A 19,141-nucleotide genomic window follows, 5' to 3' on the forward strand; every position below is an offset into this window, starting at 1 on the left:
TAATGTAAGACTAGAAATTCAAAAAGTTTAAAAACAATCAGAATCTCGTTTTTATTGAAAATATAAATGAAGTTCCTGCACAAAATAGTAATGAAAAAAGCAGTAGGTTGGAAGATAATGTAAGACTAGAAATTCAAAAAGTTTAAAAACAATCAGAATATCGTTTTTATTGAAAATAAAAATGATGTTCCTTTAAAAAATAATAATAAAATAACAGTAATTTGGAACATAAAGTAGATCCAGTTTCGACTCCCTCCCCTTCGGGGAGGGCCGGGGTGGGGAGACCATCCTTCGCCATATATGATGCATCCGCAGGTTCCGGTAAAACGTATGCGCTTGTAAAAGAATATCTGAAGATCATTTTAGTGGCTCCTAAAAATGATGCGTATCGCAACATTCTCGCCATTACGTTTACCAATAAAGCGGTACACGAAATGAAAAGTCGTATCGTGGGAAGTTTGTCCGAATTTGCAAAAGACGAACCTTCGAAAAAAGCAGAGGATTTGATGCAAGATTTGGCAAAGGATACAGCGTTATCGATTATTCAAATTAAAACCAAATCGCAGCAAATCATCAAGCATATTATTCATAACTACGCTGCTTTTGATATTTCGACCATTGATAAATTTACGCACAAAGTCATTCGTGCCTTCGCCCATGATTTAAAGTTGCCCATGACTTTTGAGGTAACTTTGGACACCGAGAATTTATTAATCGAGGCGGTTGATGCTATCATCGCACAAGCAGGAGAAGACGAAACTTTAACCAAGTTGCTTATCGATTTCACCATGGAGAAAACGGATGATGATAAGTCCTGGGATATTTCGCGTGAGATTCTGGACACAGGTCGCTTAGTTCTCAATGAAAACCACCGATCTGAAATCACTCATTTTCAGGATAAATCCATTGCCGATTTTGTTGAGATAAAAAAGAAATTAATTGAGTCTTGCAAAGTCTTGGAAAAAGACAATGCCGAATTTGCTCAAGCAGCTTTAACGTTAATAGAAAATAACGGAATAGACTTGAAATCATTCTCTAGAGGAACCTTTCCAAATCACTTAATTAGCATTCGAGACGGAAAATACAATCCTAAAAATAAAACTTTTCACGAGTTTGATGACATTGCCATCAATAAAACGGCTAAAGATCGCGCATTAATTGAAAATATAATTCCAGAGTTGATTCAGATTCTGGGAACGATTTATAAGAATTTCGAAAAAAGAGATTTCTACAAAGCCTTTCTTAGAAATATAACGCCGTTATCATTACTGAATACGGTGAGCAATGAATTAGCCAAGATTCAAGAAGAGCAAAATGTGCTTTCGATTTCCGAATTTAATGCAATTATACATCGGGAGATTCAAAATCAACCTGCGCCGTTTATTTATGAGAGATTAGGGGAACGCTACCGTCATTTTTTTATTGACGAATTTCAGGATACCTCAGAGATGCAATGGCAAAATTTAATTCCGTTAATTGATAATGCGCTTGCTGGCCAGGACGATTATGGGGAGAAAGGAACTTTGATGATTGTGGGTGATCCCAAACAATCCATTTACCGCTGGCGTGGTGGAAAAGCGGAGCAGTTTATAGAACTAAGCAAAGACAACAATCCTTTCGCTAATCCAGACAAGAAGTTAGAGCACTTAGATAAAAATTACCGTTCTTATTCGCAGGTAATTGAGTTTAACAATGAATTTTTCAAGTTGTTGTCATCAGAGTTTGAACAGCCTGATTACAAAGATTTATATGAAAATCACAGCCATCAGAAAACCAATGATAAAAGCGGTGGCTATGTGAATATTTCTTTTATTCCAAAAGTGGAAACTATAGAAGAGGACGAAGAAGGCTTGGATAAAACAGAGCTGTTTGTCTTAGCCACTTTGAATACGATTCAAAAAGTACTTCAAGAAGGATTTGAATACAAAGACATTGTGATTTTGACTCGTAAAAGAAGTCAGGGAATTGCGATTGCTAATTACTTGACAGAACAGAATATTCCGCTGTTGTCTTCAGAAACGTTGATGATTCAGAACGCAACCGAAGTCAGGTTGATTATTCATCTTTTAAAATACCTGAAAAACAATGCCGATTTAGAGGCAAAAGCTCACTTTCTACATTATATCGCCAAAAACATTCAAGATCAGTTGTCTGTTCATGATTTCATTGCCAAAGGAATGGAACAAAAACTAGAAGCTGATTTTGAGAAATGGCTAATGAGTTATGATATTTCACTATCCTTTCAAAACATTCGAAAAAAATCATTGTACGAAGCGGTTGAGGTTATAGTAGCGAAGTTTATCCTCCCCCCGGCCCCCTCCGAAGGAGGGGGAGACAGTGTGGAAATACTGGGTGGAAATACTAATGAAGTAGTAATAAATCATAATACTATTTCGGGTAAAAAAGGATTTATGACTGGTGGGAATTATTCGCATCTTTTGATAGAAAAAGCAATTGCACATAGAAAAGAACCTACGGTTGCTGAGAAAATACTTTGGGATGAACTTAAAGAGCAGTCTTTGGGTAGTAAATTCAGGCAGCAACATTTGATAGATAATTATATAGTTGATTTTGTTTGTTTGTCAAAAAAACTAATCGTTGAGGTTGATGGAGAATATCATTTCACGGAGGAACAAATAGTATTAGATCAAGAAAGAACAACTGTTTTAAATAGTTTAGGATATAAAGTAATCCGCTTCCTTAATGAAGAAGTAGTAAGTTCAATTTCAAAAGTTTTAGATACTATTAGAAACGTACTGGAAGAGCAGCAACAAACTTTAGAATTGAATAATGACAAATTATTTAATTCGGCTAATAAATCAAAAGACCTTGTAAACACTCAGTCTCCCTCCCCTTCGGGGAGGGCTGGGGTGGGGAATGCCTACGTTCAATATTTCCTCGACATTGTTCTCGAACGCGATGTTAGAAACCAGGCAGGAATAGCAGACTTTCTTAATTTTTGGGATAAAAATGCGGAGAAATTCAGTATCCCGTCACCTGAAGGAAATAATGCGGTTCGTATTATGACGATACACAAATCCAAAGGATTGGAATTTCCTGTGGTAATCATGCCTTTCGCCGAAGAAGATTACAGTCGAAAGCCAAAAGACAAGTTATGGCTTGACGGTGAAGAAATGGATTTCGGTCTGCCAAAGGTGTTGGTAGATAATAGTAGTGCTGTAGAAGGTTTTGGTGTCGAAGCAAAAGCGATCTATGATCAAAAGAAACAAGAAGAATTATTGGATAATGTCAATGTTTTGTATGTGGCTTTAACTAGGGCAGAGGAGCAGCTGTATGTGATTTCAAATATGAATTTGTCTAGTAAAGGAGAAGTTCCTAAAAATAATATGGCTACTTTTTTTATTAATTATTTAATGAGCAAAGGAGTTTTTGACGAAAACAAATTGGATTACGAATTTGGAAGTGCTACAAAATTATCAAATAAGGCAAAGCATATTGATACTTCAAAAGCAATTCGTGTTGTCGCTGAAATTTTAAATCCAAAAAATATTAAAATAGCCCAGCGAGAGGCATTGATGTGGGGGACATATCAGCAAGAGTCTATAGAATACGGGAATGTAGTTCATGAAATATTATCTTTTGTAAAAACTAAAAAGGATGTTGAACTTGCGGTTACTAAATCTATTGAAAGCGGATTGATTACTTTGAATCAAAAGGAATTGGTACACAAGACAATTCAAGATATTGTAAATCATCAAGAGTTACAATCTTTTTTTTCTGAAGAGCATGAAGTGTTAAATGAGCAAACCATAATTCAAAAGGAAGGAAAAACGATAAAGCCAGATAGAATGGTGGTGACCAAAGGCAAAGAGGTTTTTTTATTGGATTATAAAACGGGAGCTCACGATGCAAAATATCAAAAGCAATTAGAAAATTACCAATCGGCAATTGAATTAATGGGTTATAAAGTCGTAAAAAAAGCACTGATTTATATCGGAAAAGAAATCGATGTAGTAAATTTGTAGCGTAAAAATGAATTATTCGCAAAAATCAAACTTTTAAAAAAGATAAAAAAATGTACGGAAAAATAAAAGAACATCTTCAAAACGAATTGCAAACAATAGAAGATAACGGGATTTTTAAGAAAGAAAGAATCATTACATCACCGCAAGATGCTGAAATTACGGTTTCAACAGGAGAAACGGTTTTGAATTTTTGCGCTAATAATTATTTGGGACTATCATCACACCCAGAGGTGATCCAAGCGGCAAAAGACGCAATGGATACGCATGGTTTCGGAATGTCATCGGTGCGTTTTATTTGTGGAACACAAGATATTCATAAAACATTAGAAAGAAAGATTTCTGAGTTTTACGGAACAGAAGACACAATTCTGTACGCAGCAGCTTTTGATGCAAACGGAGGAGTTTTTGAACCATTATTTGGAGAAGGCGATGCTATAATTTCAGATAGTTTGAATCATGCTTCTATTATTGACGGAGTTCGTTTGTGTAAAGCAGGACGTTACCGTTATGCAAATAACGACATGGCCGATTTAGAACAACAATTAATCAAAGCAAACGAAGCGGGTAGTCGTTTTAAAATAATCGTTACTGACGGTGTTTTTTCTATGGACGGTATTGTAGCGTCGTTAGACAAAATTTGTGACCTAGCGGATAAATATGACGCAATGGTTATGGTAGATGAATGTCATGCTGCGGGTTTTATTGGAGCGACAGGAAAAGGAACACTGGAGGCTAAAGGAGTAATGGGAAGAGTCGATATCATCACTGGAACTCTTGGAAAAGCCTTGGGAGGAGCAATGGGCGGATATACGACCGCTAAAAAAGAAATTATTGAATTGTTACGTCAACGTTCAAGACCGTATTTGTTTTCTAATTCTTTAGCACCTGCGATCGTTGGAGCCTCGATTAAAGTTTTCGAATTATTAGAAAAAGATACTACGTTAAGAGATAAATTAGAGTGGAGTACCAATTATTTCAAAGCAGGGATGAAAGAAGCCGGTTTTGATATCGTCGAAGGAGATTCTGCGATTGTACCAGTTATGTTGTACGATGCCAAATTGTCCCAAACTATGGCAGATGAATTGTTGAAGAAAGGGATTTATGTCATTGGATTCTTTTTCCCCGTGGTACCTAAGGATAAAGCAAGGATTAGAGTCCAACTGTCTGCAGCACATACTAAAGAGCATTTGGATAAAGCAATTTCGGCATTTATTGAAGTTGGGCGGTTTCTGAATGTTGTATAATTATAATCTAAAGTTATATAATTGCCATTTTTTCTTATTTTAATAGGTTTTTTTTAACATTTCGTTTTGTAATTAAAGAATTACGTGTTACTTTTGTTTGTAATTAACTAAATTGTAATTAAAAAAAATAAGTATGAAACATCTTAGCAAAATTTTAGTTGCTGTAATGATGGTGATGAGCTTGAGCTCTCACGCACAAGACAGTAATAATCCATGGGCTATCTCTTTTGGAGTGAATGCCGTAGACACCAGAACTAGTGCAGGTGGCGGAAATGGTTGGGCAGACCAACATTTTTCTCAACCTTTCGCTATAAAAGACAATTGGAATGTTCTTCCATCTGTATCTTACATCAGTGTATCTAAATACTTAGGGGATAATTTCTCTTTTGGTTTGCAAGGTTCTGTTAACAAGATTGACAGATATGTGAAATTTGCTCCAACAGCTGTAGGACATGATGCAAGAGGAATGGTTGTTTCTAATCCTGGAGACTTAATGTATTACGGTATTGATGCTACAGTTAGATATAGCTTCATGAGTCTTATTAATTCTAAAGTGATTGATCCATCGCTATCTGTTGGAGGAGGTTATACTTTCTTTGGTGATAGTAGTTATGGTACATTGAATCCTGGTGCTGGTTTAACTTTTTGGTTTACTGAAAACGTTGGTCTTTCTCTTGCTACTGCTTACAAAAAATCTTTTGGAGATAGAGAAGATGCTGTTGGAACTCCTGATGCTCCATCTCATTTCCAACATACTGCTGGTCTTATCTTCAAATTTGGAGGAAAAGATACTGATGGTGACGGAATCTACGATAAAGATGATGCATGTCCAGAAGTTGCAGGTTTAAAAGAATTCAACGGTTGTCCTGATACTGATGGAGACGGAATTCAAGATAGTGCTGATTCTTGTCCAGAAGTTGCTGGTCTTAAAGAACTTAATGGTTGTCCTGATACAGATGGAGATGGAATCGCCGATAAAGATGATGCTTGTCCAGAAGTTGCTGGTTTAGCTTCATTGAAAGGTTGTCCAGATGCTGATAAAGATGGAGTAGCTGATAAAGATGATAAATGTCCTACTGTTGCAGGACCAAAAGAAAATGCTGGTTGTCCTTGGCCTGATACTGACGGTGACGGAGTTTTAGACAAAGATGACAAATGTCCAGAAGTAAAAGGTACTGTTGCTAATAAAGGTTGTCCTGAAGTATCAGAAGCTGTTATGGCGAAATTAAATGAGTATAGTAGAACTATCTTGTTTGATTCTGGAAAAGCATCTTTCAAAAAACAAACTTACCCAACTTTAGTTTCAATCACTGAAATCTTAAAAGAATATCCTTATTCAAGATTCTTAGTTGAAGGTCATACTGATAGCGATGGAAGTAATGAAATGAACCAAACTTTATCTGAAAACAGAGCTGCTGCGGTTAAAAATTACTTAATTGAAAATGGTATTAAAGCGGATAGATTAAATTCTACTGGTTTTGGTGAAACTAAACCAATGGATACTAATAAAACTGCTGCAGGAAAAGCACACAACAGAAGAGTTGAAATTTCTTTAATAAAAGAATAAATTTTCCTAAAATATTTATTGAAAACGCCTCGATTTATCGGGGCGTTTTTTTTATTTTTATGAAATGATAAATACTTCTTTTTTAGATAAAATTGCACAAGTTTTAATAGAAAATTACTCAGGCAAACTATCCAATACGATAGTAGTCTTGCCAAATAAGAGAGCTAAAATTTTCCTGATTGAAGCCCTGAAAAAGCAAGTTGACGGTAATATTCTTTCTCCTGAAATTAGTAGCATCGAGGACTTTATCCAAGATATCGCAGGAATTCGTACTGTAGATCCCATCGAATTGTTATTTGAATTCTATGATGTGTATTTATCAGTTACTGAAAAAGCAAACCAACAATCATTTGAATTGTTTGCTAATTGGGCCAAAACACTCTTACAGGATTTTAATGAAATCGATCGCTATCTGTTAGAGTCATCTTATGTTTTGTCTTACTTAAAAGACATTGAAGATATTAAGAAATGGGGAATCGAAGTGGAGAATAAAACTCAACTACTCGAAAATTATATAGACTTTTGGAAATTATTGCCTAATTACTACCAAACGCTATATGCTCACCTACTCAAAAAAGGGATTGGTTACCAAGGATTAATCTATCGGGAAGCGGTGGGGAATCTGAATCAGTTTTCGAAATCAATTACTAATAAGAACTTTGTTTTCGCGGGATTTAATGCCTTAAATGCTTCCGAAGAAAAAATCATTCAACACCTTATAGCCTCTAATCAGGCCAAAATATACTGGGATGCCGACCAAACCTTCCTAAATGACCCTTATCATGATGCGGGCTTGTTTGTTAGGCGATTCAAAAAAGGCTGGAAAGAATACAAGTCAAATCCTTTTGAATGGATTGTGGATGATTTTTCACAAACAAAAAACATTCAAGTTATTGGTACGCCAAAAACAATTGGTCAGGCGAAAATTGCTGGAGGCATTATTGAAAATATAATTAATAAGAATCCCAATACTACGCTAGATAAAGTTGCTATTGTACTTGGTGAAGAAAATCTTCTAGTACCACTTTTATATTCGTTGCCCTCCACTGTGGGAGCTCTGAATATTACCATGGGATATCCTAGTAAAAATAATCCTGCTCAGATTTTGATTGCCAAGTTGTTCAAGATGCATACGAATGCGCTGGCCAGAAATGCGAAAAATTATGTATTGTATTATAAAGATGTGTTGGATATTCTAACGCATCCTTTAGTGGAGCCTTATGCGCAAACAAGCTCTTTAGTTAACCTTATTAATAAAAATAATTACACTTTTATAACCCATCACAAATTGATGGAATTGAATGGGAATCCTACTGATTTATTTCTGCTGTTATTCCAAAAATGGGAAAATGGTTCGATTGCGGTTTTACAAACTGTTTCCAAGTTGTTGCTTACCATTAAAGAGAATTTAAGCAATGACAATGAAGAAGAAAAAATTACAAAAGCCTTTGTATTCTCTATTTTTAAAGTGATCAATAAACTGATTAACTATTATTCACAACACGAGCACATTGATAAGATAGAAACGCTTTACGCCATATATAAACAAGTGATTGATCTTGCCGAAGTTTCTTTTGAAGGAGAGCCGCTAAACGGTTTGCAAATCATGGGTGTTTTAGAAAGTCGTGTGCTTGATTTTGATACTGTGATAGTAACTTCTATGAATGAAGGGAAGTTTCCTGCCGGAAAATCGCAGAATTCGTTTATTCCGTATGATGTGAAACGAGAATTGGGTTTGCCTACATTCAAAGAGAAAGACGCTATTTATACCTATCATTTTTATCATTTATTACAACGTGCTAAAAACATCTATTTGCTTTATAACACCGAAAGTGAAGGATTAGATGCAGGCGAAAAAAGTAGGTTTATCACTCAATTAGAAGTCGAGAAACAGCCAAAACATAATTTGACACACGAAATTTACAATGCCGTATTGCCGGAAACAGCGTATACACCAATGGTTATTGAGAAATCAGAATCGGTGATGTTACGTTTAAAGGAAATTGCTGCTGTTGGTTTTTCACCATCGGCATTGACAAGTTATATCAGGAACCCGATTCAGTTTTATTTTCAAAAGATATTGCGAATCAGAGAAGTCGAAGAAGTGGAAGAAAATATCGCGTTGAACACTTTGGGAACTATTATTCACGAGACTTTGAAATCGCTATACGATCCATTTGTGGGGAGATTTATTTCAGAGTCAGACATTCAAAACTGTTTCAAACAAATTGATGATGAGGTGCTGAAACAATTCAAAGTAGTGTATAAAGAAGGCGAAATTAAGAAAGGTCGTAATCTACTTGCTTTTGAAGTGGCGAAACGAAATGTTTCCAATTTCCTGAAAGTCGAATTAGAAAGTATAAAAGCAGGTGATGCAATAAAGATTTTAGCCTTAGAAGAAACTTTTCAAAGAACCTTAAATCATCCCGCTTTGCCGTTTGCGGTATTGATAAAAGGGAATGTCGATCGAATCGAAGAACGAAACGGAGTTATTCGGATTATTGACTATAAAACCGGAAAAGTTGAAAAGTCCAGTGTAATGCTGAAGACATGGAAAGGATTGACCGAGGAGATTAAAAACGATAAAATTATTCAGGTTTTAGCTTATGCGTACATGTATGAGACGGAAGCCAATTGCAAACCCATTGAAGCGGGAATTATCTCTTTTAAGAATTTAAAATCGGGGTTTTTACCGTTTAATTTCAAAGAAGAAAAAGAAGGAAATGTGATAATTAATGAAGAAGTGATGACTAATTATCTCGAACAGATTGTGCTGTTGTTGAATGAAATTTTAGATGTCAGTATTCCATTTGAAGAGAAAGTGTAAAAGGATAAAAAGTATGACTTTACAAAAAGCAAATAACATATTTGAATTCTTTAAAAGTACCTTAGTAATTAACTTGGCTGTTTGTGTGTTGCCAATTCTCTTTGGAGGGTTATTTGCGTTTAAATACACTTTTTTGACTTTTGGTTTTGTGGTTAGTTTAGCGGTCAAGGAATTAAATTCTAAAAACGAATATTTGTTTTACTACAATAATGCCATTTCAAAAAAGGAGCTTTGGCTGTCTGCCTGGGGTTGTGCTTTTGTTTTTCTTGTTATATTAAGTTTTACCTTTAATTTTATCGCTACACTATTTTGAAAAAGCATATTTTAGAAGTTGATAGCGAACAGAAAAGATATGATGCTCAATCCATTCTTTCAGATGTATATTTGAAATGCGAAACTAATGACATTATAGGTTTATTAGGTCGAAATGGTTCTGGAAAATCGACCTTGTTAAAAATCATCTTCGGAATTGAGAATGCTGATTTTAAGTTCGTGCGAATTGATGGTGTGGTCAAAACGAAAATCAGTGATCTTTTTAATGAAATTAGTTATCTCTCTCAAGACAATTTTATTCCGAATCAATTATCAGTCAAGAAAGCCATTTCGCTCTCCATAAATAGCGAACATGCGGAGTGTTTTTATAATGATGAAATGATCCAGTCGATTAACAATAGAAAAATTCCGCAGTTGTTAGGTGGGGAATTACGCTATTTAGAAATTAAGTTAGTGCTTTGTAATCCTTCTAAATTTGTTCTTTTAGACGAACCTTATAATGGTTTGTCGCCGCTTATGATTGAAAAAGTAAATAAACTGATAAAAGAAAACGCTACACGAAAAGGGGTTCTCATTACAGATCATAATTATGAAAATGTAATTTCGATTTCGACAAAATTGATGCTAATGAAAGACGGCAAGCTACATCATATTAAAAGTAAAGAGGAGCTAGTTGATAAAGGATATTTAAACGCTAATTTTTTAAATACTCTTAAAAAATTTCAATAGAACTTCTGTCAATTCTTCTTTATTTTCAATATGACTCATATGTCCGTCTGGAAAAGTAACTAACTGCACCTCGGTGTTTTGAATTTGCTGTTTTGTTTCTTCATGTGGTAAAACGGGATCTTTTTCTCCAAGAATCAATAGTTTTGGAAAAGTGGAAAGGTGTAATAATACTTCACGATCATTTCTGATTTTCATTCCCTCAAGCGAAGCTACGATACCTTGCAGTGGTGTTTTTAGGGCTTTGTTTTTTACACTTTCAATTTCGTTGACTAGTCTTTCTCGGTTTCCTTCGCTAAATAAATTGGCAATAGAGAGCGATATAAAATTCACAAAAGATTGTTTTACGGCTCTAATCGCGCGATCGCGATTCACTTTTCGTTCTTCGCTATCTGCTCTTGCCGTTGAATTTAGTAAAACTAAGCCTTTTACATTTTCAGGATACAATTCTGCGAAAGCCAAAGCTACATAACCGCCCATCGAATGGCCAACGAGAATTGCTTTTCGGATGCGCAATTCTGTCAAAACAGCATGAACAGCATCAGCGTTGTCTTCCATGGAATGAACATAGCCCAAACATTCTGTTTCTCCGTGACCCAATAAATCAATGGTAACAACCCGGTTTCTCTTAGAGAAAGTAGCAATGTAATTATCCCACATGCTTTGATTTTCCAGGAAACCATGAAGCAGGACTATAGCGGTGCCTTTTCCGGTATCAGAATAAGAGATGCTGGTATTTTTGAACTGAATTTGTTTCAACGGGTTTAGTTTTTTTGCAAAATTAGAAATTTAATTGTTTTGAACTATTAAGGGTTTAAGAAAATTAAGTTATCTGGATTTTGTAAATAAAACGGCTTCCATTTCTGAAAGCCGTTTATTATGTTGTTGAGATCCTTCATTCGTCAAGGTAACAAAAAGAACAATTTAAAATCGATTATTTCCATCCAATAAATTCCCTAATCCGCCCAATAGGCTTCCTTCGTCACGACTGTTTCCACCTGCTTTTGGTGCTGAAGCGATGATTCTATCTGCGAGTCTGCTGAAAGGTAGGGATTGTACATACACCGTTCCAGGGCCACGAAGGGTAGCGTAGAATAAACCTTCTCCTCCAAAAATCGAGTTCTTGATTCCGCCAATGAATTCGATGTCATAATCTACCTCTTTAGTGAATCCTATGATGCAGCCCGTATCCACTTTTAGGATTTCGCCTGCTCTTAGTTCTTTTTTGGCCATGGTTCCTCCAGAATGTACAAATGCCATTCCGTCGCCTTCTATTTTTTGCATGATGAATCCTTCACCGCCAAAGAATCCGCGACCTAGTTTTTTAGAGAATTCAATTCCAACAGATACGCCTTTGGCAGCGCAAAGAAACGAGCTTTTTTGACAGATGAATTTTCCTTGAAATTCAGTTAAATCGATAGGAAGGATTTTTCCGGGGTAAGGAGAAGCAAATGATACTTTTCCTTTTGAATTAGCTTGATTGATGAAGGCGGTCATAAATAAGCTTTCGCCCGTAAGAACTCTTTTACCGGCGTTTAATAGTTGGCCGAAGATTCCTGATTTTTGTTCTGAACCATCTCCAAAAATTGTTTCCATATGGATGTTGTTGTCCATCATCATAAAACTTCCTGCTTCGGCAATGACGATTTCTTGCGGATCTAGTTCGATTTCTACATATTGCATTTCTTCGCCAAATATCTGGTAATCGATTTCGTGTGCTGTCATAATTTTGATTTTTAGAAGATGATTTGTTTTTTTTAAACACATAGAGACATAGATTTTTGAAGTGTTTTAAAAGCGTTTTACTTTTTAAAGAAAAACATAATTATGGGCTTCTTAATAGTGTTAGATTAAAATACTCTTTTGTCTATGTTTCGTTGTGTTTTAGTTTTTTTCAATGACTGATTAACGTCATTTATTTTAATAGGACGTCAACAGTATAATAAAGTTACGTTTTTAAGATTGTTTTAGGATTTGTTATGGAATTTTTATGTGTTGTCATTGTGTGCGCAAGGGATAGCAGCGAAAAGCCCACAGTCTCGTCTTTTAGGACGAGGCGAGGACTTGTAGCGAATAGCCCGACCAAGCTGGAGTTTACGGAAGCAGGGATGCGCCCAAAAGATTGGAAAAATGTTTAATTAGGTTGTGTCATCTTTTAATTGAAGATTGAGTTTGTTCCATAAAAAAACGGTTCACATTGCTGTAAACCGTATTTATTCTTTTTTATTTGCTCTGTTTTCTTACTTAAGAATTCATCAAACTTTCAATTTCATCCACTTCAATAGGAATGTTGCGCATCAAGTTGAATGGCTCCCCACTTTCTTGAATTACGACATCATCCTCAAGACGAATACCGAAACCTTCCGCAGGAATATAAATGCCAGGTTCTACGGTGAAAACCATATTAGCTTGCATAGGTTCTGTCAAAATTCCGTAATCGTGTGTGTCTAATCCCATATGGTGAGACGTTCCGTGCATGAAATATTTTTTGTAAGCAGGCCAGTCTGGATTTTCATTTTGTACATCGGCTTTGTCAATTAGCCCTAAACCAAGTAGTTCTGAAGTCATTAATTTACCCACCTCAATATGGTATTGTTTCCAGAGTGTTCCTGGAAGTAGCATTTTGGTCGCTTCGTTTTTAACTCGTAAAACGGCATTGTAAACCGCTTTTTGTCGGTCGTTGTATTTTCCTGAAACTGGAATAGTACGGGTCATATCGCTGGAATAATTTGCGTACTCTGCACCAGCATCAATCAAAATCAAATCACCGGCTTTACATTGCTGGTTGTTTTCGATATAATGCAATACATTAGCATTGTTTCCTGAACCAATAATTGGCGTGTAAGCAAAACCTTTGGAACGATTACGAACGAATTCATGAATAAACTCAGCTTCGATTTCGTATTCCATCATATTTGGTTTCACGAAAGATAGCACTCTACGGAATCCTTTTTCGGTGATGTTACAAGCTTGTTGAATCAAGTCAATTTCTTCACTTTCTTTTACGGAACGAATGCGTTGCAAAATGGGGTTGCTTTTTGCAACGGTGTGCGCTGGATATTTCTCTTTCCACCATTTTACAAAACGGGCTTCACGGGTTTCTGTTTCTACAGTTGCTCTGTAATGTTCATTGGTATTGATGTAAATCGTATCAGAATGTGTCATTAATTCAAACAATACTTTTTCGAATTCTTGTAGCCAATACACCGTTTTAATTCCAGAAACGGCTAGAGCACGTTCTTTAGTCAGTTTTTCGCCTTCCCAAACCGCAATATGATCATTGGTTTCTTTTAGGAATAACATTTCTCTTTGATGCTCATAAGGAGCGTCTGGAAATAGAAGTAAGATGCTTTCTTCCTGATCCACGCCGCTTAAATAAAAGATGTCACGGTGTTGTGCAAATGGCATCGTACTGTCAGCACTTATCGGATAAATATCATTAGAGTTAAAAACGGCAACGCTTTTAGGCTTCATTTGAGCCATAAATTTGGAACGGTTTTTTATAAATAAGTCACGGTCAATTTGATGGTATTTCATGTTCTTTCTATTTAATCTTTATAATTACTCAAAAATACTAAGATTAAATTGTTTCTGGTTACGAATTCAATAATTTTATGTAAAAAACAACTAATACGCGTTGGCTTAATGAGTAGGTTTTTAGATCGATGTGTTATCAAGTTAGTAAAGAATCGTTTTACTTAGAACTACTTTGTTTCTGTAGAATCTTTGATTGTAGTTGGATTTGATGTTCCGGGAGTAGTGGTGTTTTGGGCTGTATTAAAATAAGATATTTCGATAAAATTTTTAGAGTTAAATAGTTTTAAATGAATATGTTAAAAAAAAACAGGTTTGGAAAACAAGTGAACGTTCGAGAAAGGGATGAAAAGCTTTTTTTATGTCTTTTTTGTTTTTTAGCGTATCTTTGAAAAAATGAAAGAAACGTGAGGGAAAAGCAATGTTATTTTCGATGTTTTTTTTGGAATTAAATGCTCCTTTGAAAGAATAAATAGAATCTTAATATGATTGTAGAAAAAGAATATATAAAATTGATTTTTGGGCTTAAACTCAAACAAGCGCGCACAAATAAGAATTTATCGTTATTTGGCTTAGCCAAAATCACCGATCTTTCAAAATCGTATTTAAACGAAATTGAAAAAGGCAAGAAATATCCGAAGACAGATAAGATAATTCTTTTAGCAGAAAAGTTGGATGTTTCATACGACAATATGGTCTCGTTGAAATTAGATAATAATCTGGCTCCCATCGGCGAAATCTTAAAATCAGGGATTCTAAAAGAAATTCCATTGGATATTTTCGGAATTCAGGAAAACGACCTCATTGATATCATTGCTAATGCTCCGGCAAAAGTAAATGCCTTTATTAGTACAATTATCGAGATTGCACAACACTATAATTTAACTAGGGAGAGTTTTTTCCTAGCGGCCTTACGTTCTTACCAAGAAGCGCATAATAATTATTTTGAGGATTTAGAACAGAAAGTATTGGATTTCTCAAAAGCATTTCAAATAAATATTGATACTAAAATTTCGATTGAAGATTTGACGGCTGTATTGACGGAAGAATATGGCTATAAAATTCAGGAAATTGTTTTTTCAGAGCAAGAGGAGTTGGGAGATTTGCGGTCTATATATGTTCCAAAAAGCAAAACCTTGTTGCTTTCATTAGATATTGATGAACAGCAAAAGGCGTTTATTCTGGCTAAAGAGATCGCTTACAACTATTTGGAAATAACAGAGCGGTTGTTCACGTTCAGTTGGATTAAATTTGATAATTTTGATCAGGTTTTGAATAATTTTTATGCTTCGTATTTTGCCGGTGCGCTGTTAATACCTAGAAAACAGCTGGTAACCGAATTGAATTTGTTCTTGGCTAAAACAGATCCGAAGCCTCAGGAAATGATAGAGTTGATGGGTAAATTTAATGTTTCTCCAGAATCGTTCTACCAACGTTTAACGAATATTTTACCGAAAGATTTTCAGTTAAAAAATATATTCTTCCTTCGCTTGTCTCATAAAAGAGGAGCAGATACCTATCAGATTAAAAAGGAACTACATATCACTAATCAGCAGGAGCCACATGCCAATGAGATGAATGAACATTATTGCCGCAGATGGATTTCTGTCAAAACAATCGTGCAATCCATGGAGCAGAATAATAGTCACTATTTTGATGCTCAAATTTCACGCTATGAAAATAGCGGCAACGAGTTTTTGGTTTTCTCATCGGCGACAGAAGATCCGTTCAAAAAAGATTGTTTGAGAAGTATATCAGTAGGTATTTTGATTACTGCAAGCATGAAGAAGAAATTCAAATTCATCGATAATAAGTCTATCCAAAAACAAATCGTCGGAGTGACTTGTGAAACTTGCGCTGTAAAAAACTGTGAAGTAAGGGCATCAGCTCCAATTCAATTGGAACTCAAAACCCGAAATGAAAATACAGATTTAATTGTTCAAAAATACATGGCTAAATTTAGTTGATTGCCTTAAAGAAGGTCTAAAGCCGGTTTCAGGGTACTATTTATCCATAGTAGTTAATGAAATAGTCTTAGATTTTTTGGGGATCGAACTAAATGAAATTCAGGAATAAATTGAATAACACTATTTTTGTTATATTCTAAGGTCTAAAAGGGACTATAAACGAAAAAATTTATAATTTAATATATTGAAAAACAGTGTGTAATGGTTTTTTAGACGGGTAAAATCTATAAAAAAAACACACTTTAAAATCATTATAAATAAGAGCGAAAAGGTTGTAGTTGAGGCCAATTTGCTCTATTTTTGTGTTATTCTTAAAACAAATTATTAAATCTTATGGCACAATCTGCATTATTGAAGTCGTCAATAGCTAAAAAAGTGGCTATGGCGCTTTCAGGACTCTTTCTGATGTTGTTTCTAGCACAGCACTTTTTCATTAATATGACTTCGGTGTTTAGTCCGGACACATTCAATTCGATTTCTCATTTTATGGGAAATAATCCTTTAGTACAATTTGTAATTCAGCCAATTTTAATAGTAGGAGTGATCTTTCACTTTATTATGGGGTTTGTTTTAGATTTCAAAAATAGAAGCGCAAGACCAATTGCTTATGCAAAAAACAATGGTGCTGCAAACTCTTCTTGGGCATCTAGAAACATGATTATTACAGGTTCAGTTATTTTGGCTTTTTTAGGTTTGCACTTTTATGATTTCTGGGTACCAGAAATGGTTTATAAATATGTAGCTTTTAATCCATTGGATGAAACAAGATATTTTCATGAATTAGTAGAGAAGTTTGAAAGTCCAGTGCGTACAGCATTGTATTGTATTTCATTTGTATTGTTAGCACTGCACTTGAATCACGGATTCAGTTCTTCTTTCCAATCGGTTGGTTTCAATAATAAATATTCTAAAGGGTTAAAAAATTTCGGATTAGCGTTCGCTTTTGTAATTCCTTTCGGTTTTATTTTTATTGCATTATTTCATCATTTCAATCATTAATATTAAATTATAATGGCATTAGACTCAAAAATTCCAAATGGTCCAATTTCGGATAAATGGACAGATTATAAAGATCATATTAATTTAGTAAATCCGGCTAACAAACGTAACTTAGATGTTATCATTGTTGGAACAGGATTAGCTGGAGGTTCTGCTGCTGCAACATTAGCAGAATTAGGATATAACGTAAAAGCTTTTTGTTTTCAAGATTCACCTCGTCGTGCGCACTCTATTGCAGCACAAGGAGGAATCAATGCGGCAAAAAATTATCAAGGAGATGGGGATTCTGTTTTCAGATTATTTTATGACACAGTAAAAGGAGGGGATTATCGCTCTCGCGAAGCAAACGTTCATCGTTTGGCTGAAGTTTCTACTAATATTATTGACCAGTGCGTAGCTCAGGGTGTGCCTTTTGCACGTGAATATGGAGGCTTACTAGACAACCGTTCTTTTGGAGGAACGTTAGTGTCGCGTACGTTTTATGCTAAAGGACAAACAGGACAACAATTGTTGCTAGGTGCTTATTCAGCAATGAATCGCCAAATAGGACGTGGTAAAATAACAATGCACAGCCGTCACGAAATGCTAGATCTAGTAATCGTGGATGGAAAAGCAAGAGGAATTATCGCTCGTAATTTAGTTACTGGTGAAATTGAAAGACATTCAGCTCACGCGGTAGTTATTGCTTCTGGAGGATACGGAAACGTTTTCTTTTTGTCTACCAATGCAATGGGATCTAATGCTACTGCAGCTTGGAAAATACATAAAAAAGGAGCCTTTTTTGCGAACCCTTGTTATACACAAATTCACCCAACATGTATTCCAGTTTCTGGAGATCATCAGGCAAAATTAACGTTGATGTCTGAGTCTTTAAGAAATGATGGTCGTATATGGGTACCAGCAAAACTAGAAGATGCTAAAGCGATTCGTGAAGGGAAATTAAAACCAACTCAAATTGTTGAAGCTGATAGAGATTATTATCTAGAAAGAAGATATCCTGCATTTGGGAATCTTGTTCCTCGTGATGTAGCTTCTCGTGCTTCCAAAGAAAGATGCGATGCTGGTTTTGGAGTGAATAAAACAGGTGAAGCTGTTTACTTAGATTTTGCTGCGGCAATTCAACGTTACGGAAAAGAACAAGCACACATAAAAGGCTTAGATGGAAATGATGCTGAAGTAATTGTCAAATTAGGTACTGATGTAGTTGCCAATAAATACGGTAACTTATTTCAGATGTACGAGAAGATTGTAGATGAAAATCCATATGCGACTCCTATGATGATTTATCCTGCAGTCCATTATACAATGGGTGGAACTTGGGTTGATTATAACTTACAAACTACTATTCCAGGATGTTTCTCTATTGGGGAATCAAACTTTTCTGATCACGGTGCAAATCGTTTAGGTGCCTCTGCTTTAATGCAAGGATTAGCTGATGGATATTTTGTATTGCCTTATACTATCGGAGATTATTTATCACCAGATATTAAAATGGGACCAATCTCTACTGACTCGCCAGAATTTGCTGCTGCCGAAAAAGGAGTGAAAGAGCAGATCGAAAAATTCATGAACAATAACGGAACACAATCTGTTGACCACTTCCATAGAAGATTGGGTAAAATAATGTGGGACAAAGTTGGAATGGCTAGAAATGCTAAAGGTCTTAACGAAGCTATCACAGAAATCGCTGCTTTACGTGAAGAGTTTTACAAGGATGTTAGAGTTCCAGGAACTGACAAAGGATTCAACCAAGAATTAGAAAAGGCGACTCGTGTTGCTGATTTCTTAGAATTAGGAGAATTGTTCGCTAAAGATGCTTTACATCGTAATGAATCTTGTGGAGGTCACTTCCGTGAGGAATATCAATCTGCTGATGGTGAAGCACAGCGTGATGACGAGAATTTTGCATATGTAGCCGCATGGGAATACAAAGGGAAACCAAGTGATGCCGTTTTACATAAAGAAGACTTAATTTTCGATAATGTTAAATTGGTAACTCGTAGTTATAAATAGTAATT

The 19,141-nt window shown here is 35.4% G+C and carries 12 protein-coding genes; 9 read left to right on the forward strand and 3 right to left on the reverse strand.

Features of this window, described 5'->3' with window-relative positions; all coding sequences use genetic code 11:
* Positions 1–275: 275 nt before the first annotated feature.
* The 6 genes from BMW63_RS01945 (at position 276) to BMW63_RS01970 (ending at position 10,626) form a co-directional block, all read left to right on the forward strand.
* Positions 276–3,986, forward strand: a complete 3,711-nt coding sequence (locus BMW63_RS01945; protein WP_074721144.1) for a UvrD-helicase domain-containing protein — start codon at positions 276–278, stop codon at positions 3,984–3,986.
* A gap of 50 nt (positions 3,987–4,036) precedes the next feature.
* Positions 4,037–5,230, forward strand: coding sequence for a glycine C-acetyltransferase (gene kbl, locus BMW63_RS01950; protein ID WP_074720686.1), 1,194 nt, complete (start codon positions 4,037–4,039; stop codon positions 5,228–5,230).
* A gap of 133 nt (positions 5,231–5,363) precedes the next feature.
* Positions 5,364–6,797, forward strand: a complete 1,434-nt coding sequence (locus BMW63_RS01955; protein WP_074720688.1) for an OmpA family protein — start codon at positions 5,364–5,366, stop codon at positions 6,795–6,797.
* Between the two features lie 64 nt (positions 6,798–6,861).
* Entirely contained in the window at positions 6,862–9,624 is a 2,763-nt protein-coding gene (locus BMW63_RS01960; protein WP_074720690.1) for a PD-(D/E)XK nuclease family protein, read from the forward strand.
* Positions 9,625–9,637: 13 nt separating this feature from the next.
* Positions 9,638–9,937, forward strand: a complete 300-nt coding sequence (locus BMW63_RS01965) for a hypothetical protein (RefSeq protein WP_074720692.1) — start codon at positions 9,638–9,640, stop codon at positions 9,935–9,937.
* On the forward strand, positions 9,934–10,626 hold the full coding sequence (locus tag BMW63_RS01970) for an ATP-binding cassette domain-containing protein (protein ID WP_074720694.1): 693 nt from the start codon (positions 9,934–9,936) through the stop codon (positions 10,624–10,626). The genes BMW63_RS01965 and BMW63_RS01970 overlap by 4 nt, the downstream gene beginning before the upstream one ends.
* Here BMW63_RS01970 and BMW63_RS01975 read toward each other — a convergent pair.
* From BMW63_RS01975 to BMW63_RS01985, 3 genes are all read right to left on the reverse strand, one after another.
* Positions 10,600–11,382 carry an alpha/beta fold hydrolase gene (locus BMW63_RS01975; RefSeq protein ID WP_074720696.1) on the reverse strand — a complete coding sequence of 261 codons (783 nt, stop codon included), beginning with the start codon at positions 11,380–11,382 and terminating at the stop codon, positions 10,600–10,602. The genes BMW63_RS01970 and BMW63_RS01975 overlap by 27 nt on opposite strands.
* 165 nt (positions 11,383–11,547) lie before the next feature.
* Positions 11,548–12,348: a TIGR00266 family protein gene (locus tag BMW63_RS01980; RefSeq protein WP_074721146.1), complete on the reverse strand. Its 801-nt coding sequence runs from the start codon at positions 12,346–12,348 to the stop codon at positions 11,548–11,550.
* A 519-nt stretch (positions 12,349–12,867) separates the two neighbouring features.
* Positions 12,868–14,160: an aminopeptidase P family protein gene (locus BMW63_RS01985; RefSeq protein ID WP_074720698.1), complete on the reverse strand. Its 1,293-nt coding sequence runs from the start codon at positions 14,158–14,160 to the stop codon at positions 12,868–12,870.
* Between the two features lie 482 nt (positions 14,161–14,642).
* Here BMW63_RS01985 and BMW63_RS01990 point away from each other — a divergent pair, with 482 nt between their 5' ends.
* The 3 genes from BMW63_RS01990 (at position 14,643) to BMW63_RS02000 (ending at position 19,136) form a co-directional block, all read left to right on the forward strand.
* Complete coding sequence (locus BMW63_RS01990) at positions 14,643–16,124, forward strand: helix-turn-helix domain-containing protein (protein ID WP_074720700.1); 1,482 nt, start codon at positions 14,643–14,645, stop codon at positions 16,122–16,124.
* A 333-nt stretch (positions 16,125–16,457) separates the two neighbouring features.
* Positions 16,458–17,123 (forward strand): succinate dehydrogenase cytochrome b subunit, encoded by a 666-nt coding sequence (locus BMW63_RS01995; protein WP_074720702.1) that lies wholly within the window; start codon positions 16,458–16,460, stop codon positions 17,121–17,123.
* A 12-nt stretch (positions 17,124–17,135) separates the two neighbouring features.
* Complete coding sequence (locus tag BMW63_RS02000; protein WP_074720704.1) at positions 17,136–19,136, forward strand: fumarate reductase/succinate dehydrogenase flavoprotein subunit; 2,001 nt, start codon at positions 17,136–17,138, stop codon at positions 19,134–19,136.
* Positions 19,137–19,141 lie beyond the last annotated feature (5 nt).

The organism is Flavobacterium frigoris, from assembly GCF_900111075.1.
In the GTDB taxonomy this organism is placed as follows: domain Bacteria; phylum Bacteroidota; class Bacteroidia; order Flavobacteriales; family Flavobacteriaceae; genus Flavobacterium; species Flavobacterium frigoris.